This window comes from Methylobacterium sp. WL120 (assembly GCF_008039465.1).
GTDB classification, from domain to species: domain Bacteria; phylum Pseudomonadota; class Alphaproteobacteria; order Rhizobiales; family Beijerinckiaceae; genus Methylobacterium; species Methylobacterium cerastii.
This window is the reverse complement of the sequence record NZ_VRUT01000002.1, coordinates 22850-44158: the sequence shown is the minus strand read 5'-3', so window position 1 is coordinate 44158 and position 21309 is coordinate 22850. Positions and strand designations below refer to the sequence as shown.

The 21309-nt window shown below is 69.8% G+C and carries 16 protein-coding genes and 1 tRNA gene; 8 read left to right on the top strand and 9 right to left on the bottom strand.

All coding sequences use genetic code 11. From position 1 onward, the window contains the following. Window positions 1-61 precede the first annotated feature (61 nt). Both FV229_RS00800 and treZ read right to left on the bottom strand, forming a co-directional pair. The gene (locus tag FV229_RS00800) at window positions 62-4948 is read right to left on the bottom strand and encodes a malto-oligosyltrehalose synthase (RefSeq protein WP_147750112.1); all 4887 of its coding nucleotides are present in this window, start codon (window positions 4946-4948) and stop codon (window positions 62-64) included. Continuing rightward, a complete protein-coding gene (gene treZ, locus FV229_RS00795) occupies window positions 4945-6750 on the bottom strand; it encodes a malto-oligosyltrehalose trehalohydrolase (protein ID WP_147750111.1) in 1806 nt (601 codons plus the stop codon). Before treZ ends, FV229_RS00800 begins: the two co-directional genes overlap by 4 nt. A 419-nt stretch (window positions 6751-7169) precedes the next feature. On the opposite strand from treZ, the gene gyrA reads away from it, so the two are divergent. From gyrA to FV229_RS00760, 7 genes are all read left to right on the top strand, one after another. Next, a complete protein-coding gene (gene gyrA, locus FV229_RS00790) occupies window positions 7170-9905 on the top strand; it encodes a DNA gyrase subunit A (protein ID WP_147750110.1) in 2736 nt (911 codons plus the stop codon). A gap of 240 nt (window positions 9906-10145) precedes the next feature. Then, window positions 10146-10979 (top strand): porin family protein, encoded by an 834-nt coding sequence (locus FV229_RS00785; protein ID WP_147750109.1) that lies wholly within the window; start codon window positions 10146-10148, stop codon window positions 10977-10979. 155 nt (window positions 10980-11134) lie between these two features. Next, complete coding sequence (gene coaD, locus FV229_RS00780; protein ID WP_147750108.1) at window positions 11135-11638, top strand: pantetheine-phosphate adenylyltransferase; 504 nt, start codon at window positions 11135-11137, stop codon at window positions 11636-11638. 31 nt (window positions 11639-11669) lie between these two features. Next, window positions 11670-12218, top strand: a complete 549-nt coding sequence (locus tag FV229_RS00775) for a peptidylprolyl isomerase (protein ID WP_147750107.1) — start codon at window positions 11670-11672, stop codon at window positions 12216-12218. Between the two features lie 6 nt (window positions 12219-12224). Beyond that, window positions 12225-12728, top strand: a complete 504-nt coding sequence (locus tag FV229_RS00770) for a hypothetical protein (protein ID WP_147750106.1) — start codon at window positions 12225-12227, stop codon at window positions 12726-12728. A 70-nt stretch (window positions 12729-12798) separates the two neighbouring features. Then, a complete protein-coding gene (locus FV229_RS00765) occupies window positions 12799-13257 on the top strand; it encodes a peptidylprolyl isomerase (RefSeq protein ID WP_147750105.1) in 459 nt (152 codons plus the stop codon). 378 nt (window positions 13258-13635) lie between these two features. After that, on the top strand, window positions 13636-13917 hold the full coding sequence (locus FV229_RS00760) for a hypothetical protein (RefSeq protein ID WP_147750104.1): 282 nt from the start codon (window positions 13636-13638) through the stop codon (window positions 13915-13917). 44 nt (window positions 13918-13961) lie between these two features. Here FV229_RS00760 and FV229_RS00755 read toward each other — a convergent pair. The 7 genes from FV229_RS00755 to FV229_RS00725 all read right to left on the bottom strand — a co-directional run bounded on the left by FV229_RS00755 (window position 13962) and on the right by FV229_RS00725 (window position 19579). Beyond that, window positions 13962-14035, bottom strand: a tRNA-Gly gene (locus tag FV229_RS00755). A gap of 79 nt (window positions 14036-14114) precedes the next feature. Further along, window positions 14115-15305 carry an FMNH2-dependent alkanesulfonate monooxygenase gene (gene ssuD / locus FV229_RS00750; RefSeq protein WP_147750103.1) on the bottom strand — a complete coding sequence of 397 codons (1191 nt, stop codon included), beginning with the start codon at window positions 15303-15305 and terminating at the stop codon, window positions 14115-14117. 20 nt (window positions 15306-15325) lie between these two features. Beyond that, window positions 15326-16228, bottom strand: a complete 903-nt coding sequence (locus tag FV229_RS00745; RefSeq protein ID WP_147750102.1) for an ATP-binding cassette domain-containing protein — start codon at window positions 16226-16228, stop codon at window positions 15326-15328. After that, window positions 16228-17007 carry an aliphatic sulfonate ABC transporter permease SsuC gene (gene ssuC / locus FV229_RS00740; RefSeq protein WP_147750101.1) on the bottom strand — a complete coding sequence of 260 codons (780 nt, stop codon included), beginning with the start codon at window positions 17005-17007 and terminating at the stop codon, window positions 16228-16230. The genes FV229_RS00745 and ssuC overlap by 1 nt, the downstream gene beginning before the upstream one ends. Continuing rightward, window positions 17004-18029 carry a sulfonate ABC transporter substrate-binding protein gene (locus FV229_RS00735; RefSeq protein WP_147750100.1) on the bottom strand — a complete coding sequence of 342 codons (1026 nt, stop codon included), beginning with the start codon at window positions 18027-18029 and terminating at the stop codon, window positions 17004-17006. The genes ssuC and FV229_RS00735 overlap by 4 nt, the downstream gene beginning before the upstream one ends. Window positions 18030-18035: 6 nt before the next feature. Continuing rightward, on the bottom strand, window positions 18036-18989 hold the full coding sequence (locus FV229_RS00730) for an aliphatic sulfonate ABC transporter substrate-binding protein (protein ID WP_147750099.1): 954 nt from the start codon (window positions 18987-18989) through the stop codon (window positions 18036-18038). A gap of 8 nt (window positions 18990-18997) precedes the next feature. Continuing rightward, on the bottom strand, window positions 18998-19579 hold the full coding sequence (locus FV229_RS00725; protein WP_147750098.1) for an NAD(P)H-dependent oxidoreductase: 582 nt from the start codon (window positions 19577-19579) through the stop codon (window positions 18998-19000). Window positions 19580-20142: 563 nt separating this feature from the next. Between FV229_RS00725 and sfnG the strand changes: the two genes are divergently transcribed. After that, complete coding sequence (sfnG, locus tag FV229_RS00720) at window positions 20143-21246, top strand: dimethylsulfone monooxygenase SfnG (RefSeq protein ID WP_147750097.1); 1104 nt, start codon at window positions 20143-20145, stop codon at window positions 21244-21246. Window positions 21247-21309 lie beyond the last annotated feature (63 nt).

The following is a 21309-nucleotide window of genomic DNA, read 5'->3' as shown; positions in this document are numbered from 1 at the left end:
GGCTAACGCCCGAATGCCGGGTGCGTGCCGTGCCCGATGATCCGGCACGGCACGCGGGGTCTCAGGGCCGGCGCCGGAGCACGGCGTAGGGAAGCGCGGAAAACAGCGCCCCGAAATCCGCGGACCCCTCGTAGTCGGCCCCCGTGACGATGTCGTGCCAGCGGGTGCCGGCGCCGAGGTCGACGGTCGTGCCGGCAAAGCCTGCGCCGGACCACGTTTCGTCCGTCACCAATCCTGCGACGAGGCGCGGGACGGCGACGAACAGGTCGCCCTCCGTGCTCGCGTCGGACCGCAGGTAGGCGATCACGTTCTCGGCCCGCGGGCCGGCGGCCTCGATCGCGCGATAGTCGGCCTCGGCGTAGAAGGCCGGTCGCGCGGCGCGGTCGGCGAGCAATCGCGCCAGGGTGGCCTGCTTCACACGCCCGTCCGGCCAACGCGAAAGCAGCCCGGACACGGCCCCCTCATCGGAGAGGGCGCGTTCGAGGGCCGGGTAGTCCACCGGCCGGCGGTTGTCGGGGTCGACGAACGAGAAGTCCCAGAACTCGGTGCCCTGGTACACGTCGGGAAGACCCGGCAGCGTGCATTTGAGGACCGTGCGGCCGAGGCCGGCGATCATGCCGAGATGGGCGAGGCGGCGGGCGAACGGCCGGAGCTGGGCCAGGAACGCGGAGCCCGGTGCGATCAGCGCCTCGAACAGCTTGGCGACCGCGCCCTCGTAGGCCTCGTCGACGTTGACCCAGCTCGACCGGCGCTTGCCCTCGCGCATCGCCTTCTCGCTGTAGGCGGTCAGGCGCTTGCGGAAGTCCTCGATCGCGTCGGGCGCGTCGGCGTCGAGCAACTCGAGCGGCCACGCCCCTAGGATAGCCTGGAAGAACATCCACTGGTCATTGGCGTCCGGCGCTGGCTCGTCGTCGATGCTCGCGAGATGCGGGCCGGCGACCGTGCGCCAGAGGTCCCAGGCGCGGGCCCACTCCTCCGGCAGCTCGGACAGGGCGAGCAGGCGCGTGCGTGCATCCTCGCCGCGCTTGGTGTCGTGCGTCGCCGTGGTGATCATGGCGTTCGGCCAGTCGCGGGCGCGCGCCGCCTGCAGGCCGTGGAATTGCTCGGCGTCCAGCCCGTACTCGCCCGGGTCGCCGCCGACCTCGTTGAGGCCGAGCAGCATCGCGTAGCGGTAGAACAGCGTGTCCTCCAGGCTCTTGGCCATCACCGGGCCGGTGAGCTGCTGGAAGCGGCGGCGGAAGCGCAGGATCACACTCGGATCGGGCCTGCCGGGACCGGCGGTCTCGATCCGTCCGATCAGGGCGGCGGCGGCGAAGTCGTGCACCGAGCGGTCCGGCAACGCAGACCAGCGCTTGGCCTTGGCGACCGCGCCCTCGATCAATCGGATGTCCTCGGCCTCGACGTCGCTCTCGTCGAGGTCCGACGGCAAGTAGCTGCGATAGGTCGGGAAGCGCGCGATGACCTCGATCAGCGCCCGGCGGATCGCGTTGACCGAGAAGTCGCGCGTGCGCCGGTCGGCGTCGGCGATCTCCTTGAGGTCGCTGGTCAGCACCTCGAGCTCGCTCGCGAAGCTGATCTCAAGGATCTCGGCCTTCGCGGCGCGGAGCTGGAAGCCGTAGGGCTCGTCGTAGCCGGTGGCCCACTCGTAGAGCCGCTTGATCTTACCGCGCTTGCCCTGGTCGACGAGGATTCCGTCGAGGTGGTTGAGCACGTCGTAGCCGGTGGTGCCGGCCACCGGCCAGGGCCGAAGCTTCTCGCCCGGCTCCAAAATCTTCTCCACGACGACGTAGAAGCCCGGCCCGACCGCCGCCTGCAGCGCCCGCGCGTAGCCCTGCGGATCCGCCAAACCGTCGATGTGGTCGATGCGCAGGCCGTCGATCCGCTCCTCGCGGACGTGCCGGAACACGGTCTCGTGCGAGCGGTGGAAGATGTCGTTCAGCTCGACGCGAAGGCCCGCAAGCGAGTTCACGTCGAAAAAGCGCCGATAGTTGATGTCGCTCGACGCGACGCGCCAATGCGCCAAGCGGTAGGCTTGACTTTCGAGCAGCCGGTGGAGCGGGCCGAAGCTGTCGGGGCGGCCCTTGAAGCCGTTGAGCAGCTTCAAGCTGCGGTCGATGGCGGCGCGGATTTCAGGCGACACCGCACAGACGGCGGCGAGACGCCGCTTCAGCCCCTCGGCCTCCTCGGGGAAGGCGTGACGCCGTTTCGGGTCGGTCTCGGCACCCATGGCGCGCAGGCGCTCGGAGATGGCCAGCAGCTCGCCCTGCGCCTCCTCGTCCACGTCGCCGAGCGCCGCGAGCACCCGGTTGAGGATCGTCGGGTAGTTCAGCGGGCGGATGGGGAACTGATGCTCGTAGTGCCAGACGCTGAAGGCGCCGGCCTCCGCATCGAACTTGAGTTCGAGATTACCGTTCTCCAGCGCCTCGCCGTAGCGCTCGCCGAGGAAGGGGATGACGAGGTTGCGGTTGGCACCCAGGCGCTCCCAGTCGATGTCGAAGGCGTGGCCGAAGGGCGATAGCGCGCCCCATTCGAGCACCGACAGCCACCACGGATTGTCGGCGCCGCCGACGCCCATGTGGTTCGGGACGATGTCGAGGAGGAGCTTCAGCCCGTGCGCCCGCAGGGCGTCCGACAGGCGGACGAAGCCGGCCTCGCCGCCGAGTTCCGGGTTGATCGCCCCGTGGTCGACGATGTCGTAGCCGTGAGTCGAGCCGGGCCGCGCCTTCTGCAGCGGCGAGGCGTAGACGTGGCTGATGCCGAGCTTGGCGAGATACGGGACGATCCTCTCCGCGTCGGCGAAGGTGAAGTCCTTGTGGAATTGGAGCCGATAGGTCGCCCGCGGCGGCGCCGTCGCGAGACGCGCAGCGCCCGAGCGCGGGCCACGATTCTCGGCAGACAACGAGGCGGCGAGCTTCGCCAGCGGGCCGCCGGGGGCGGCGATGGCGTTCAGGTCGCGGTCGAGCTTGCGCCGCCAATTCGGATAGCCCTCGGTCGAGCCCGGAACGTTGGCCTGGCTCAGCTCGGACACCACGTCCTCGTACTGCACCGCCGTCAACATCGACGGGGCGCGGGCGAGGTAGCGCGCCGCGGCCTCGAACGGCGCGACGTCAGGCGGCTCGGCACCGACGATGAGCTGCTGGCCGGCCAGCGCCTCCGACAGGCGGCGGCGCTCGGTGACCCGCTCGGTCCGCTCGGCCTCGGCCCGCTCGGCGTCGTAGAGGCCGAGCGACTGGCGCGTGTCGGTGTCGACCCCGCGCCACCAGCCGACGAAGGTCGGCAGGTCGTGGGTGGTGATCGCTGTGAGCGCGTCACGCGGGTAGGCGTCGGGGGCCTTGAACCGCCCGTCCTGCTCGCGTTCGAAGGCGAGGATGCGGTAGCTCAGGATGCCGGCCTGCATCAGCGCGTCGGAGAAGCCCTCCGGCGCGGTGCCGAGATCCTCGGCAATGACGAGGCACTTGTTGCGATGGCTCTCCAGCCGCAGCACCGCGATCATCGGCTCGAACGGCATCGCCATGTAGGCGCCGTCCTTGGCGCCGCCGCCCAGCGGGATCAGGAACAGGCGGGCGAGCTGGAAGGCGTGGTCGATGCGGATCGCGCCGGCATGGCGCATGTTGGCGCGTACCAGCGCCCGGAAGGCAGCGAGCCCGTCGCGCTCCATCTCGAGCGGGTCGAACGCCGGCAGGCCCCAATCCTGGCCCTTGGGCGCCAGCAGGTCGGGCGGCGCGCCGATCGAGACGCGGTCGGCGAAACGCTCGGGATGCGACCAGATCTCGGAGCCGCCGCGGTCGGCGCCGACCGCGAGGTCGCGATAGAGGCCGATCCGCATGCCGGTGGCGAGCGCCCGCGCCGACGCGTCGGCGAGTTGCCGGTCGGCGAGGTACTGCAACCACGCGTGATAAGAGACCGCGTCCCGGTGCTCCTCGGCGAAGGCGACGACGGCCTCGGTCCCGGCGCGCCGGTAGGCCTCGGGCCAGTCGCCGAGCCATTGAGCGCCCTGCCCCTTGAAGTGCTCGGACAAGGCCTCGAACGTGGCGTGAGATTGCAGGTCCTCGCCATCCTCCGCGCGAAACGCCGTGAAGCCGGCATCCGCGCCGCGCTTGGCGTCGGACTCGTCCCACAGCGCCCGAAGCACCGGCGAGAGCACGTCCCATACGCCCTGGTGATCGACGAGCGCCGCGTCGCGAATGGCTTCCACACGGGGCGCCATCTCGAGGAGCAACGCCTCCGCCCGCGAGCCGGCGAAGCCCGGAAGGCTTCGCGGCGCGATGAACAGCGTGTCGAGAAACAGGCGCGAGGACGGCGAATAAGGCGAAATCTTCGTGCGGTCGGCGGAGAACAGCGCGTGGACCGGGCTGAGGCCGAGGAACGAGGCACCGCGCAGGCCCGCATCGTGCGCCGCGTGGCCGGCGTCGGCATAGGTGCCGATGCCGAGGTTGTCGTCCGAGCGCAGCCCGTAGAGCTGGGCGGCGAGACCCCAATCGCTCGCACCCTCGTCGGCGTAGGCGCGCGGTCGCCAGCAGCGCTGCGGAGCGGAGATGATCCAGGCCTGCGCCGTGCGGTCGCCGAGCGTCACAGTGAGGTGGTGGTAGCCCGGCGTCAGCGGCGGAAGCTCGAAGCCGGCGGCGTCGCCCGACAGGGCGGCCCGGCCCTCGCGGGCGCTGCCGCGCTCGTCGACGAGGCGCCAGTTGACAGTCCCCTCGCCGCGGACCGGCACGCGGGCGGCGCGGCGCGCCTCGACCGGGAGCAACGGCGGAATCAGGCCGTTTCGCAATGCCTCGGCCTCGGCGAGGCTACGGACGACGGCCTCGTCGCTCTCGACCGCGAAGCCCAGCGCGGCGAGCATGCCGCGGCGAACCTCGAGCGGGGTCTCGACCGGCTTGCCGAAGGCGTCGACGTAGCCGTCGGCGATGCCGGCCAGGTCGGCCAGGCGTTGCAGTGCGCTGCTCATCGGGCCGCTTTCGTCAGGAATACGCCCGTCCAAGCGGGCAGAATTGCACCGGTGCCGTCCGGCGCATTGGTCCAGACCAGCGTGTCGTCGCCGGCCTCGACGGAATACGGCGCGTTGCCGACGTTGGCGACGAAGCGCAGCGTCCCGCCGTCGTAGGACCAGGTGCAATCGACGACGTCCGCACGGGGCAGGTTCGCCTTGGCCCCGCGATAGCCGGACTTGGCAAGCGGCACCACCACGTCCCGACGCAGGGCCAGCAGGCGCGTCGTCTCGGCCAGGACCTCGCGATGGGGGGATCGCTCGCGCTCCGCCCAATCGAGCTTCGAAGCTTCGAAGGTCTCGGCCTCTGTCGGGTCGGGGATCACCGAGGTGTCGTCGGCGAAGGCCGCGAAACTCTTGAACTCCTTGCGGCGTCCCTCGCGCACGGCCTTGTTCAGGTCCTCGTCCGGCGCGAAGTCGACGAAGAACAGGAACGGCGTCGAGGCCGACCACTCCTCGCCCATCCACAGCATCGGGATCTGAGGCGCGAGCAGCAAGCCGGCGCGGGCGAGGTCGAGCTTCGCCGGGTCGGCGAGGTGGCTCAGGCGCTCGCCGAGCGCCCGGTTGCCGACTTGATCGTGGTTCTGCAGGAAGGTGACGAACGCGGTCGGCGGCAGGTGCGCCGAGGGCTCGCCGCGGGGATGGTCGCCCAACGTCTTGAAGGGCTCGCCCTGGTAGGCGAAGCCCTCCGACAGGCAGCGGGCCAGGCGCTCGACCGGCTTGTCGCTGAAGCTCTCGTAGTAGCCGGAATCCTCACCCGTCAGCAGAACATGCCAGCAATGGTGCAGGTCGTCCGCCCACTGCGCGTCGTGCTGGACGGGCTTGCCGGCCGCATCGCGCTCGAGCCAGCGCGCTTGGTTGGCCTCGTTCTCCAGCATCAAGTGGATCTGTCGAACCGGGAAGGTCGTCCGCACCGTCTCGCCGAGCTCGGCCAGGAAGTGCTTGGGCGAATCGTCGAGGATCGCGTGCACCGCGTCGAAGCGGATGCCGTCGAAATGGTACTCGCCGAGCCAGTACAGCGTGTTCTGGATGAAGAACTGGCGCACGATGTGGCCGCTCTCCTTGCCGTCGAAGTTGATGCCGGCGCCCCACGGGGTCTGGTGACGTTCGGTGAAGAAGCTCTTGGCGTAGGCGTGGAGGTAGTTCCCGGCCGGCCCGAAGTGGTTGTAGACCGCGTCGAGGTAGACCATCAGCCCGAGGCCGTGGGCCGCGTCGATCAGGCGCTTGAGGTCGTCGGGGCGACCGTAGGCGGCGTCCGGCGCGTAGGGCAGCACACCGTCGTAGCCCCAGTTGCGGGTCCCCTTGAAGTCGGCGAGCGGCAGCAGCTCGATCGCTGTGACGCCGAGCGCCTTGAGGTCGGGAAGGCGCGCCTGAAGGCCGGCATAGGTGCCCTCGGGCGTCGCCGTGCCGACATGCGTCTCGTAGATCACCGCCTCCTCGAACGGACGGCCGGTCCAGGCGGTGTCGGTCCAGGCGAATGCCGACGGATCGACCACCTCGGACAGCCCCGAGACGTCGTCCGGTTGGAAGCGCGAGGCGGGATCGGGCACCACGAGGTCGCCGTCGATGCGGAAGCCGTAGCGCGCGCCGGCCGCCACCCCCGGCACGGTCGTCCGGCGCCAGCCCTCGCCGGCGTCGGGGATCGCGTGGTCGGCTCCGTCGACCACCAGTGTGACGTCCTCGGCAGTCGGCGCCCAGAGCGCGAAGCGGACGCCGTCGCCGGCGATCTCGGCGCCGAAGGACATGTTGTGCGAGCGCCGCATCAGGCCAGCATCCTCATCGTTTCAGGGCTCGTGGCCGGTTCGAATCGCGCAGAGGCGATCCCCGACGCGGAGCCGGGTGTGAACAGCCACATCTGTCACAGAAGCTGCCGGCCCAGCTGTTGTTCCCCGCACCGCACCCAAACCTTGCGGATCGTTCGGCAGCGTTCCGGGGCGAGCTTGGCCGGTCTGTGCGGATGCACGCTCCGGCACGCGATCCTACGGTTGCGAGCGTCGTTGACGCTCTCGAAAAGAGCGCCGGACAGGGGTGGATCAGGTGCTTGCGCCGGTGCCGCGGGAGGAATAATTAACCGTCTGATATCATTCGTCTTCCCCCACGTCGTGCCGCCCGCGGCCTTTCGGCGTGCGCCGCACCAGACACCGGCTCCGGACGCGGGGCCTTCGCCACACGGATAAAGCCCTTGGCCGACAACGACGAGACAGGGGCCGGCACGCCGCCGCCCGCCAGCGACATCAAGCCCGTTTCCATCACCGACGAGATGCGCCGGTCCTACCTCGACTACGCGATGAGCGTGATCGTGAGCCGGGCGCTGCCGGATGCGCGCGACGGCCTCAAGCCGGTGCACCGGCGCATCCTGTTCGCGGCCTACGAAAGCGGGCACCTGCCCGAGCGCAAGTACGTCAAGTCGGCCCGCATCGTCGGCGACGTGATCGGCCTCTACCACCCGCACGGCGACCAATCGATCTACGACGCCTTGGTCCGCATGGCGCAGGACTTCTCGATGCGCCTGATGCTCATCGACGGGCAGGGCAACTTCGGCTCCGTCGACGGCGATCCGGCCGCCGCCATGCGCTACACGGAATCGCGCCTGGCCAAGCCCGCGACCGCGCTGCTCGCCGACATCGACAAGAACACCGTCGATTTCCAGCCGAACTACGACGAGTCGCGCGAGGAGCCCTCGGTGCTGCCGGCGCGCTTCCCGAACCTTCTCGTCAACGGCGCCGGCGGCATCGCCGTCGGCATGGCGACCAACATCCCGCCGCACAACCTCGGCGAACTCATCGACGCCTGCATCGCGCTGATCGACGATCCCAGCCTGACCATCGAGCAGCTGACCGAGATCGTGCCCGGGCCGGACTTCCCGACCGGAGGCTCTATCCTCGGGCGGGCCGGCACGCGGTTGGCCTACGCCACCGGCCGCGGCTCGATCATCATGCGGGCCAAGTCCCACGTGGAGGAGTTGCGCAAGGAGCGCGAGGCGCTGATCTTCACCGAGATTCCGTACCAGGTGAACAAGGCCACGCTGGTCGAGAAGATCGCCGAGCTGGTCAAGGAGAAGCGCGTCGAGGGCATCTCGGACCTGCGCGACGAATCCGACCGCGACGGCATGCGCATCGTCGTCGAGATCAAGCGCGACGCGATGGCGGAGGTGGTGCTGAACCAGCTCTACCGCTTCACGCCGCTGCAATCCTCCTTCGGCTGCAACATGGTGGCGCTGAACGGCGGACGCCCCGAGCTGATGAACCTGAAAGACCTGCTCCAAGCCTTCATTGACTTCCGCGAAGAGGTCGTCTCCCGCCGCACCAAGTTCCTGCTGAACAAGGCCCGAGAGCGCGCCCACGTCCTGTGCGGCCTCGCCATCGCGGTGGCCAACATCGACGAGGTGATCCGCCTGATCCGCACCTCGCCCGATCCGAACTCGGCGCGCGAGGCGCTGATGGCGCGCGACTGGCCGGCCCACGACATCGCACCCCTCATCGCGCTGGTGGACGATCCGCGCCACCGCGTGAAGGACGACGGCACCTACCGGCTCTCGGAGGTGCAGGCCCGCGCGATCCTCGACCTGCGCCTGCAGCGCCTGACGGCTCTGGGCCGCGACGAGGTCGGCGACGAGCTGAAGTCGCTCGCCGACGAGATCGCCGACTACCTCGACATCCTGCGCTCGCGGTCACGCATCCAGACCATCGTCAAGGACGAGTTCGCCGAGGTGCGCACGCAGTTCGCCACCCCCCGGCGGACGGTGATCCTCGACTACGATTCCAGCGTCGACGACGAGGACCTGATCCAGCGCGAGGACATGGTCGTCACCGTGAGCCACGCCGGCTACGTCAAGCGCGTGCCGCTCTCGACCTATCGGGCCCAGCGCCGCGGCGGCAAGGGCCGCTCCGGCATGTCCACCCGCGAGGAGGATTTCGTCACCCGCCTTTTCGTGGCGAGCACGCACACGCCGGTGCTGTTCTTCTCCAGCCAGGGCCAAGCCTACAAGGAGAAGGTCTGGCGCCTGCCGATGGCGGCGCCGAACGCCCGCGGCAAGGCGCTGGTCAACATCCTGCAGTTGCAGGACCAGGCCGAGCGTATCACCACGATCATGCCGCTACCCGAGGACGAGACCTCCTGGGAGACGCTGGACGTGATGTTCGCGACCGCCTCGGGCGGCGTTCGACGCAACAAGCTGTCCGACTTCGTGCAGGTGAATCGCAACGGCAAGATCGCGATGAAGCTCGATCCGGGCGACCACATCGTCCACGTCGAGATCTGCCGACCCGAACAGAACGTGCTGCTGACCACCGCGCTCGGCCAGTGCATCCGCTTCCCGGTCGAGGATGTCCGCGTGTTCAAGGGCCGCGATTCCACCGGCGTTCGCGGCATCAGCCTCGGCAAGGGCGACCGCGTCATCTCGATGACGATCCTGAACAGCTTCGAGGCGACGCCCGAGGAGCGGGTCGGCTTCCTCAAGATGCAGCGCGCCGTCATCGGCGACACCGCGCCCGAAGCGAACGACGCCGACGCCGAGGAGGCCGCCACCGACGCGCCGCTGCTGTCGCAGGAGCGCTACGCCGAGATGGGCGCCAACCAGCAGTTCGTGCTGACGCTCGCCGAGCGCGGCTACGGCAAGCGGACCTCGTCGTTCGAGTACCGGACCTCGGGCCGCGGCGGAAAGGGCATCAAGGCGATGGAAGTCAACGCCCGCAACGGCAACCTCGTCGCCTCCTTCCCGGTCGAGCCGAGCGACCAGATCATGCTCGTGACCAATGCCGGGCAACTGATCCGCGTGCCGGTGGACGACATCCGCGTCGTCGGCCGCGCCTCGCAGGGCGTTACGGTGTTCGACACCGCCAAGGACGAGCGCGTCGTCTCGGTCGAGCACATCGCCGGCGAGGACGAGGGCGGCGAGATCGCCGACGAGGCGGTGTGAGCGAGGCGCCCTGCAGGACGGCTCGGTCGTCCTGCAGGGCCGCGCCGCCGCGCGATGCGGTCGCAAAAAGTTCAGATTCGACGGATGAATTTTCTGTAAGAAACGTAGCGTATAGATCTGCGGCATGTCACGGAAATTCAGAAAACGCTTGTTTCCGAGTGTTGCCGTTAAGTCATATCATAGAGGAGGCCGTTGGGGTTACTGGTCGGCAACACCAGACACCAACCCCGGATGCCGCCCGTGCTGAAGTCCATCGCCCTCGCCGCCGTCGCATCGACGGCCCTCGCAGCCGCCGCCGGCGCCGCCGACCTTCCGCGCCGCGCGCCGCCGCCGGTGTTCACGCCCGTCCCGGTCTTCACCTGGACCGGCTTCTACCTCGGCGCGAACGCCGGCTACGCCTTCTCGGAGCGTGACAACGTCCGCACCGCCGGCATCGGCGCTCTGCAGCTCAACGTCGACCGCAACCTGCGCCGCCCGAGCGTGCCGCTGCCGCAGGACGGTTTCACCGGCGGCGGTCAGATCGGCTACAATTTCCAGTTCACGCCGGGCTCCGGCATCGTCGTCGGCGTCGAGGCCGACGCGCAGTACACCGATCTGCAGCGCCGCCGCACCGAGACGATCTTCAACCCCGTCTTCAACGCCAACGTCCTGACCAACAGCTACCGCACAGAGCTCAACTACCTCGGCACGGTGCGCGGCCGCGTCGGCTACGCCTTCGACCGGGTGTTCGTGTACGGCACCGGTGGCTTCGCCTACGGAGACGTGACACAGTCCGTCACCTTCCAGACCGGCGCGCCGGTGACCTATGCCGCCCGCCGCTCCAACATGGAAACCGGCTACGCCTACGGCGGCGGCATCGAGTACGCGCTGCCGACGGAGTCCTTCCTGAACGTCTTCCGTGCCAGCGCCGTGACGATCAAGGGCGAGTACATCCGCTACGACCTCGGAAGCCGCAACCTCGTCGTCGCCAACGTCGGCCCGGCCGGCACCCCGGGGATCGGCTACATCTCGCGCGTCTCGACTGAGGGCAGCCTCGCTCGCGCCGGCATCAACTACAAGTTCGGCACCTACTAGGATCTACCGCCAAGCGCCCAGGCGCCTGCATCGATCGGAACACGCGAGGAGGGCGGAGGCGGAAGCTTCCGCCCTTCTCGCGTTTCGGGCTCCCGGCCCATTCGGCCGGAGCGGCGGTTCCGTTCGTCATGAAAATCCTCTAGGGCGTTGCGGGCATGAACCGCATCGCGCTCTATGCCGGCTCCTTCGATCCGGTCACAAACGGCCATCTCGACGTCGTCCGCCAGGCCTGCCGGCTTGTGCCGCGCCTCGTCATCGCGATCGGCGTCCACCCCGGCAAGGCGCCGCTCTTCACCGCCGAAGAACGAGCCGAGCTGCTGAGCGAGACCTGCCGGCCCCTGGCCGAGGCCGAGGGGACGGAGCTTGAGATCGCCACCTTCGACGACCTCGCGGTGAGCGCGGCCCGCCGCTGCAAGGCTAGCCTGTTCATCCGCGGGCTGCGCGACGGCACCGACCTCGACTACGAGATGCAGCTCGCCGGCATGAACGGCGCGATGGCCCCCGAAATCCAGACCGTGTTCCTGCCGGCCTCGATCCAGGTCCGCCCGATCACCGCGACGCTCGTCCGCCAGATCGCGGCCATGGGCGGCGACGTGTCGCCCTTCGTGCCGCACCAGGTGGCCGAACGCCTCGCGGCCCGCTTCGCAAGCCGAGGCTAGGCCAAAACCCCTTCCAAGGAGACGATTCCCCATGAACCGCCGCACCGCATTTTTCGCGCTCGCGCTTTCCCTCGCGATGGGCACCTCCGCCGCCCGCGCGGCGGATGCCAACACCGTCTTCCTCGACACGAAGGACGGCCGCGTCACCATCGAGCTGCGCCCCGACATCGCGCCCAAGCACGTCAAGCAGCTCAAGACGCTGATCGCTCAGGGCTTCTACAACGGCCTTAAGTTCCACCGGGTCATGGACGGCTTCATGGCGCAGACCGGCGACCCGAAGGGCAACGGCACCGGCGGATCGAGCCTGCCCGACATCCCGGCCGAGTTCTCCTCGGCGCAGTTCCGCCGCGGCACCGTCGGCATGGCCCGCTCGTCGGACCCGAACTCGGCCAACTCGCAGTTCTTCATCTGCCTCGGCGATGCGTCGTTCCTGAACGGGCAGTACACCGTGGTCGGCCTCGTCTCCGACGGCATGGACGTCGTCGACAAGATCAAGAGGGCCGCCCCCGGCGCGGCCGGCGGCGCGGTCCAGAACCCGGACAAGATCGTCAAGATGCAGCTGGCCGAGAAAGCGAAGTAAGCCGCGATGCGAGGGCGGCGTGCGGCGGCGGCGCTGCTGGCCGCCCTCGCGCCCGCTTCGGCGGGTGCGTGGGACGGCCAGCCGTTCTCCGGCTACGCCCTCGACGGCGAGGGGCCCGGCTACCCGCTGAGCCTCCCGCAGACCCTGCGGGCGACGATCGTGGTGCCGCTGGCGGCACGCCCCGTCCCCCGCGCGAACACGCTGGCCGAGTTCTATCCGGCGCTCGCGGCGTGCTGGCGCCCTCCGGCCTCGCTCGAGGACGCGCCCGACATCGAGATCACCGCCCGCCTGTCGCTCCGGCGGGACGGGAGCTTGATCGGGCCGCCGCGGATCACGTATGCGAGGGGCGTCGGGCCCAAGACGCGCCCGACCCTGGTGCATGCGACCCTCGACGGCCTGAGCCGTTGCCTGCCGGCGCGCATCACGCCCGGCCTCGGCCGAGCGATCGCCGGGCGACCCGTCGCCCTACGTTTCGTCTACCGGAAGATCGACGCGAACCGACCCGGATGACGGCACCCGAACACCCCGCCGCGCCGCCGACCGGCGCAGCGCCCCTTCCCCGACCAACCCGGAGACCGACATGGCCGACACCGAAAACCTCGTCCTCGAGACCACCAAGGGCCGCGTCGTCGTCGCGCTGCGCTCCGACCTCGCACCGAACCACGTCGAGCGCATCAAGACGCTGGCCGGCCAGGGCTTCTATGACGGCGTGCCGTTCCACCGCGTGATCGACGGCTTCATGGCCCAGACCGGCGACCCGACCGGCACCGGCTCGGGCGGCTCCGACCTGCCCGACCTGAACGCCGAGTTCAACGCCGAGCCGCACACCCGCGGCACCTGCTCGATGGCCCGCACCAACTTCCCGCACTCGGCGAACTCGCAGTTCTTCATCTGCTTCGACGACGCGCGCTTCCTGGACAAGCAGTACACCGTCTGGGGCAAGGTGACCGAAGGCATGGACGTGGTCGACACGATCAACAAGGGCGAGCCGCCGCGCTCCCCCGACAAGATCGTCAAGGCGACCATCGCCGCCGCCTGACCTCAACGAACGCCCGTCGCCTCCAAGCGTGAGGCGACGGGCGATCCCGGCCCCCTGAATGGGTCATCGAGCATTGGGCGTATCCCCGCAGGCGACGATGCGGGTGACGGCTCTCAGCGGACGTTGATCGAGCCGAAGGCGGCGTTTCGGTCGCAGGGTGACGCCACACGCCCGGTACCGCTCACCTAACATATGTTGGTGCTGTGCTGCGACCGCGCACCTAACCTACAACTTGTGCGGATCATCCATCGGGCACGTGACGGTCCGGCGCGTCCTGCCTCTTCGCCGAAGTCTCTTCGAGTCGACGCCCTGGATCGCTGGGCGATGCGCGGATGGCCAGGACGTCTCCTCCACCCCGCCTGGATGAGACCTCACCGGATGGCCGAGAAGCGGGATGCGGTCGCGAACGACGCCGAGCCCATCCGCGACGAAGTTTTGCCGCCGGGCGCCGACACCGCCCGCGCCCGAAAGGTGCCGGCGCAAGGGCCGCGCTACCATGCCGTCGTCACCGGCGCCGACGGCGCGAAGAGCCTGCACGCACTCCCGGCCTACGGCGACGACGAGGCCATCGCGCATGCCCTCGCCCTGGCCGAAGGTCGCGCGATCGAGATCTGGGACGGCCCGCGATTGATCGAGCACTTCGCGGCGGTCGCACGATAGAGGCGACGCCGCGACTGCGACCGATTCATGGGATTTGGGAGGTATGGAGCGGGTACCGGGAATCGAACCCGGGTATTCAGCTTGGAAGGCTGCTGCTCTACCATTGAGCTACACCCGCGATCCGCGCCGGATAGCATGGCGCGGGAGGCTTGAGAAGACCGGATGCGCCGCGCGGGTGGCACGTCCGAGGCTGGCTTTCAGTGCGCAGAGACTTGGCGCGTCGGCACGATGTCGTTGGCCATCACCTCGCCGAACGGGCCGTCGTTGCGGGCGTTGGTCGGTCCGATGCCGGTGGTGGCGCGGAGCGGCAGCTTCGGGAAGACCAGCTCGGCGAAGCGGTAGGCCTCCTCAAGATGCGGGTAGCCCGATAGGATGAAGCGGTCGATCCCGAGGTCGATGTACTCCTTCATCCGGTCGGCGACTTGGTCGGCGGAACCGACGAGCGCCGTGCCGGCGCCGCCGCGCACCAAGCCGACGCCGGCCCAGAGGTTCGGCGAGACCTGCAGCTTGTCGCGGCTGCCGCCGTGCAGCGCCATCATCCGGCTCTGCCCGATGGAATCCTGGCGCTTCAGCGTCGCCTGCGCCTTGGCGATGGTGGCGTCGTCGAGCTTCGAGATCAGGCTGTCGGCCGCCTCCCAGGCGGCGCCCTCGGTCTCCCGCACGATCACGTGCAGGCGGATGCCGTAGGAGAAGGTCTTGCCGCGCTTTTCGGCGGCGGCGCGTGCGGTGGCGATCTTCTCGGCCACGCCCGCCGGGGGCTCGCCCCAGGTCAGGTACACGTCGCAATGCTCGGCCGCGACGCCGATGCCGGCCGGCGACGAGCCGCCGAAGTAGAGCGGCGGGTAGGGTTTCTGCACCGGCGGGAAGATCAGCCGTCCGTTCTCGGCCGACAGGTGCTTGCCTTCGAACGTCACCGTCTCGCCGGCCATCAGCCCGCGCCAGATGTGCAGGAACTCGTCGGTCACCGCGTAGCGCGCATCGTGATCGAGGAACACGCCGTCGCCGCGCAGCTCCACCGGGTCGCCGCCGGTGACGACGTTGATCAGCAGGCGCCCGCCGGAGATCCGGTCCAGGGTCGAGGCCATGCGGGCGGCGGCCGAGGGCTCCATCAGGCCCGGGCGCACGGCGACGAGGAAGCGCAGGCGCTGCGTCAGCGGGGCGAGCGCGGAGGCGACGACCCAGCTGTCCTCGCATGAGCGGCCGGTCGGCAGCAGCACGCCGTAATAGCCGAGCGCGTCTGCGCCCTGCGCGATCTGGCGAAGGTAGGAGAGCGACACGTCGCGGGCGCCCTCGGACGCGCCGAGGTAGCGGCCGTCGCCATGCGTCGGCAGGAACCAGAGGACGTCCGTCTTCCCGTCCTGAATCGTGCTGTCGGTCGAGGCGGTCATCGAAAGATCTCCGTGTCGGCTCAGGCGGCCTGGGGCGCGCCGAGCAGGTGTTCGAGGATGCGGCCTTCGAGGCGCGCGAGGTCGGGGTCGCCGCGGCGGCGCGGCCGGGGCACATCGACCCGCAGGTCGAGGGCGATGCGGCCGAAATCTACCACGAGGATGCGGTCGGCCATCGCCACCGCCTCGCCGACGTCGTGGGTGACGAGGAGCGCGGTGAACCCGTCCGCACGCCAGATCCGCTCGATCAGATCCTGCATGCCGATGCGGGTGAGCGCATCGAGGGCGCCCAGCGGCTCGTCGAGGGCCAGCAGGCCGGGGCCGCTGACGAGCGCGCGCGCCAACGCCACGCGCTGACGCTGGCCGCCCGACAGGGTCGCGGGCCAAGCGCCGGCCTTGTCCGCGAGCCCGACTTGGTCGAGGGCCACGAGCGCGCGTTCGCGCCGTTCCGGCTTCGTGCCGATGCCCGACAGGCCGACGGCGACGTTGTCGACCACCCGCGCCCAAGGCAGCAGCCGCGGCTCCTGGAACATGATGCGCCGCGGCCGCTCGCTCCGCCGCAGGCCGGGTTCGCCGGCGTCGAGCGCGACGCGGCCGGCGGTCGGCGCCTCGAGCCCGAGGATCAGGCGCAGCAGGGTGCTCTTGCCGCAACCGGACCGGCCGACGACCGCGGTGAAGCCGCCCGCGGGCAGGAACAGGTCGAGCCCGGAGATGACGGCGTTGCCGTCGAAGCTCTTGTGCAGGTCGCGAACGGTGACGGCGATGCCGCGAGCTCCCCTCTCCCGGTCGGGCGAGGAATGGGGGGAGGGATCAACCGTTTCCGAAGAGGTCACGCCCCTCTCCCTGTTGCCAAGGGCGAAGGCACCCGCGTTCGTGTCGGCGTCCGGCGGCTGCGGGGTGTCGCGAAGGTTGGCGTCGCGCAGCATCAGGCGCTCCTGTAGGCGGGGTTCCAGGCGAGGCAGCTGCGTTCCAGCTGCCGCGTCAGCGCGTCAGCAAGCTTGCCGAGCGCGGCGTAGATCAGGATCGCCAGCACCACGACATCGACGAGCATGAACTCGCGCGCCTGCATCGCCATGTAGCCGAGACCGGACGAGGCCGAGATGGTCTCGGCGACGATGAGCGTCAGCCACATGATGCCCAGCGCGTAGCGCAGGCCGACGAAGATCGACGGGAGCGCCCCCGGCAGCACCACGCGGCGGAACAGCTCGGCGTTCGACATGCCGTAGACGCGGCCCATCTCGACCAGCGCCGGGTCGACCGAGCGGATGCCGTGCAGGGTGTTGGCGTAGATCGGGAAGAACACCCCGAGCGCGACCAGGAACAGCTTGGCCTCCTCGCCGATGCCGAACCACAGGATCACCAGCGGGATCAGCGACAGGTGGGGCACGTTGCGCACCATCTGCACCGAGGTGTCGGTGAGCCGCTCGGACAGGCGCGACAGGCCGTTGGCAAGGCCGAGCCCGAAGCCGATGCCGCCGCCGACCACGAAGCCGGCGAGCGCGCGCAGCGTGCTGACGCCGAGGTTGGTCCAGAGTTCGCCGGTGCGCCCCGCCTCGATCCCGGCCCGGACCACGTCGAGCGGGGCCGGCATGAAGCGGTTCGAGACCAGGCCGGCCGAGACCGCCGCCTGCCAGCCGAGCACGATCGCGACGGGCAAGAGCCAGGGCAGCGCGGCGTCGCGGATGCGGGAGGGGGTGGTGCTCATCGGATCTCCGCCTTCCGTTCCGGATGGGTCCAGACCGCGTCGGCGACCCGGATGCCTTTGGGCAGGAGGCCGAGGGCGTGGAAGGCGTCGGCCACGGCCTGCTGGTCGGCGATCGCCTGCGCGTCGAGGGGGGCGACGCCGTAGGACAGGCGCTCGAGCGCCACCGCCAGCACGGGCGCCGGGATGCCGACCGAAGGCGCAAGCTCGGCCGCGACCGTGGCGCCGTTGCCGGCGGCCCAGGTGTCGACCTCGGCGACCGCCCGCAGGATCGCGACGACGACCTCCGGGCTCGCCTCGGTGAAGCCGCGGCGCGACAGGTAGAACTGCCGGTTCGGTGCGATCCCGCTGCCGTCGGCCAGCACGCGCGCGCCGGTGGAGCGCTCGGCCGCCGCGAGGTACGGGTCCCAGATCGCCCAGGCGTCGACGGCACCGCGCACGAAGGCGGCGTTGGCATCCGCCGGCGACAGGAAGACGAGCTTCACCGCGTCGTAGGGAACGCCGGCCTTCTCCAGGGCGCGCACCACGAGGAAGTGCACGTTGGAGCCCTTGTTAAGCGCGATGGTCTTGCCGCGCAGCTCCGCCACGGACCGGACCGGGCTGTCCTTGGGCACGAGGATCGCCTCACCGCGCGGGGCCGGCGGCTCGGTGCCGACGTAGCGCAGGTCGGCGCTCGCGGCCTGCGCGAAGATCGGCGGGGCCTCGCCGGCCGAGCCGAGGTCGATCGCCCCGGCGTTCAGCGCCTCCAGCAAGGGCGGACCGGAGGGAAACTCCGACCATGCGACGTCGTAGCCAAGCGGCGCCAACGCCTTCGCGAGGCTGCCGCGGCCCTTCAGCAGGACGAGCGAGCCGTACTTCTGGTAGCCGATCCGCACGGTGGCGGCGGCGCGCGCCGAGCGCAGGGCGAAGGCGGCGGCGAGGCCGAGCCCGGCCGAGAGCACGGTGCGGCGGCGCATCGGCGCGCCGGCCTCCGTCAGGGTGTCGAGTGCGGCGCGCGGCGCGGGGGAAAGGGGGGCGTCGGTCATCGCGGATCAGCCGTTGCGTGCAGGTGGCGTCCAGACCGCGTCGGCGACGCGGATGGGCTTCGGGATCAGCTTCAGGGCGTGGAAGCGGTCGGCGATCGCCTGCTGCTCGGCGGCGACGCGGTCGTTCATCGGGCCGATGAGGTAGTCGGTGCGGTCTACCGCGCGGCGCGTGGCGGCGAGCGGCACGCCGGTGCCCTTCGAGAGCAGGTCGGCGACTGCGCCGCGGTTCTCGCCGCACCAGCGCGCGACGCCCCCGAGCACGTCGATCACCTCGGAAAGCACCGCGCCGCGGCCCTCGGCGAAGGCGCGGCTCGCCAGGAAGAAGTTGTTCTGCCGGGCGATCTCCTTGGCGGTCGCGAGCACGCGGACGCCGTCTCCGCCTTCGGCGATGGCGTAGTACGGGTCCCAGATCGTCCAGGCGTCGATGCTGCCGCGCGAGAACGCAGCCGCGGCATCGGCCGGCGCCAACGTCACCGGCTCGATGTCGGCATAGGTGAGGCCGGCCTTCTCCAAGGCGGCGACGGTGAGGTTGTGGGCGCTCGACGCCTTGGCGAAGGCGACGCGCTTGCCCTTCAGCTCGGCGAGCGTTTTGATCGCCGAGCCCTTCGGCAGCAGGATTCCCGAGCCGGAGCCGCCGGCCTCCTGCGCCGCAGCGTAGACGAGGCTCGATCGCGCGGCCTGCGCGAAGATCGGCGGGGCGTCGCCGGTCTGCCCGAAATCGATGCCGTCGAGGGAGAGCGCCTCCAGCAACGGCGGCCCGAACGAGAACTCGACCCAGCGCACCGAATGGCCGAGTGGCGCCAGCCGCTCCTCGATGACGCCGCGCTGCTTGGCGACGACGAGGATGCCGTTCTTCTGGTAGCCGATGCGCAGGACGCCGGGCTCCGCGGCGCGCGCGGCACGGGACAGGGGCAGCGCCGCGGCGAAAGCCGTGGCGAGCAGGCGGCGACGGTCGAGCATCGCCGGCCTCAGCGTGCGACCGCGCGGGCCGCGGGGGCGGCGGCCTCCGCTGCTCCCGCGGCGCGGACGAGGGCGGCGAGCTGGGCGCCGGCCTGGGCGATGCGGTCGCGCACGCCGGGATCGGTCGGCAGCCCGTCGGTGAAGTCGGGGTCGGAGCCGTAGACGGTGGTCGGCACCTGCAGGGCGCCGAAGAACCCGAACAGCGGCCGGAAGGAATGCTCGACCACCAGCGCGTGGCGGGCGCCGCCGCCTGTGGCGACGATCGCGACCGGCTTGTTGGCCAAGGCCAGCGGGTCGATCAGGTCGAAGAGGTGCTTGAACAAGCCGGTGAAGCTGCCCTTGTAGACCGGCGAGCCGACGACGAGCGCATCCGCCCCCTCGATCGCCTCGACCACGCGGCGGGCCGGCAGCGACAGCGCATCCCGCGACCAGGCCGCGCCGAGGCCTGTGCCGGCGTCGACGAGGTCGAACAGGCGCAGGTCCAAGCCGCCATCCGCCGCGGCGGACTCGCCCACGGCCTCGACCAGGGCGCGGGTCTTGGACGGGCGCTGGAGGTTGGCGCTGAAGCCCACGAGTTTTGGTCGCGTCATCGTCAAGGTCTCGTCTCGAATTGAGGGTGTCGCGGGACAAAGACGGGGCTGGAGGGCGAAGGCCGCCCCCATCGTTCCGGACCCTGCCGCGATGTCCTCCTGAAGGTGAGGCGTGCGGCCTGCGCGGTCAATGAAACGTTCTTGCAAAAGAACGCGGCGAACGAGGCGAACGTCTTCTCAAGCGATCGGATCGAGGGGTTTTGTTCTCTCGGACGTGAGTACGAGGCGAAATTTGCAATCATCCCGCGCATCAGCGGACTGAAACGTTCTTTAAGAAGAACGAAGTGGGTGCGATGCCGTTTCTCCACGGGCGGCCCCGCCTCCTGGATGCCCACGATGGAAGGTTTCTCCCGCCGGACCTGCGGCCAGTGGAACGTCCTTGCCTGATCCAGCAAAAATTTGCGCTTTGCTTCCTTTGACCTGGATCAGGACTTTGGAAATACTTTGAAGGCACGCCTACAGGGCGCATCTGTTCGGCCGATCGGCGCGTAACCCATCAGGGACATGCGCTGGACGATCGTATCGCACCGACAAGTGACGAATGACGAGGAGGGGGACATCCGATGACCAACCGCAACGCGACCGAGGAGCCGATCCGCTTCGCCTATTGGGTGCCGAACGTGTCTGGCGGGCTCGTGATCAGCACGATCCCGCAGCGCACGAGCTGGGATGCCGACTACAACCGAAAGCTCGCGCGGATCGCCGAGGAGGCCGGCTTCGACTACGCGCTGACCCAGATCCGCTTCACCGCCGGCTACGGCGCCGAGTTCCAGCACGAATCGGTGGCGTTCAGCCACGCGCTGCTCGCCGCCACCACGAAGTTGAAGGTGATCGCCGCACTGCTGCCCGGGCCGTGGAACCCGACCATCGCCGCCAAGCAGATCGCCACGATCAGCGAGCTGACCGAGAACCGCATCGCGATCAACCTGGTCTCCGGCTGGTTCTCGGGTGAGTTCCGCGCCATCGGCGAGCCGTGGCTCGACCACGACGAGCGCTATCGCCGCTCCGAGGAGTTCATCACCGCGCTGCGCGGGATCTGGACCCAGGAGAACTATACGTTCCGCGGCGATTTCTATCGCTACACCAACTACAACCTCAAGCCGAAGCCTGCGGTGACGCCGGAGATCTTCCAGGGCGGGTCGTCGCGGGCGGCGCGCGACATGGCGGCCCGCGTCTCCGATTGGTACTTCACCAACGGCAACACGCCGGCGGGCGTCCGCGCGCAGGTGGACGACCTTCAGGCGAAGGCCGCCGCCAACGGCCACACGGTGAAGGTCGGCGTGAACGCCTTCGTCATCGCGCGCGACACCGAGCAAGAGGCGCGCGCTGTGCTGCAGGAGATCATCGACCACGCCAACGCAGACGCGGTGAAGGCGTTCGGCCACGAGGCGAAGAATGCCGGCAAGGCCTCGCCCGAGGGCGAGGGCAACTGGGCGAAGTCCACCTTCGAGGACCTCGTCCAGTACAACGACGGCTTCAAGACCGACCTGATCGGCACCCCGGACCAGATCGCCGAGCGCATCCTCGCCCTGAAGGATGCCGGCACCGACCTCGCGCTCCTCGCCTTCCTGCACTTCCAGGAAGAGGTCGCGTATTTCGGCGAGCACATCATCCCGCGGGTGCGCGCGCTCGAGGCGGCGCGGGCCGAGCGCGCCGAGGCGGCGTAGGCGCCGAGCCGGTCCCTGCCCCCTCCCCTCGCAGTGAGGGGGGGAAAGGCGCGAGCGAGCACT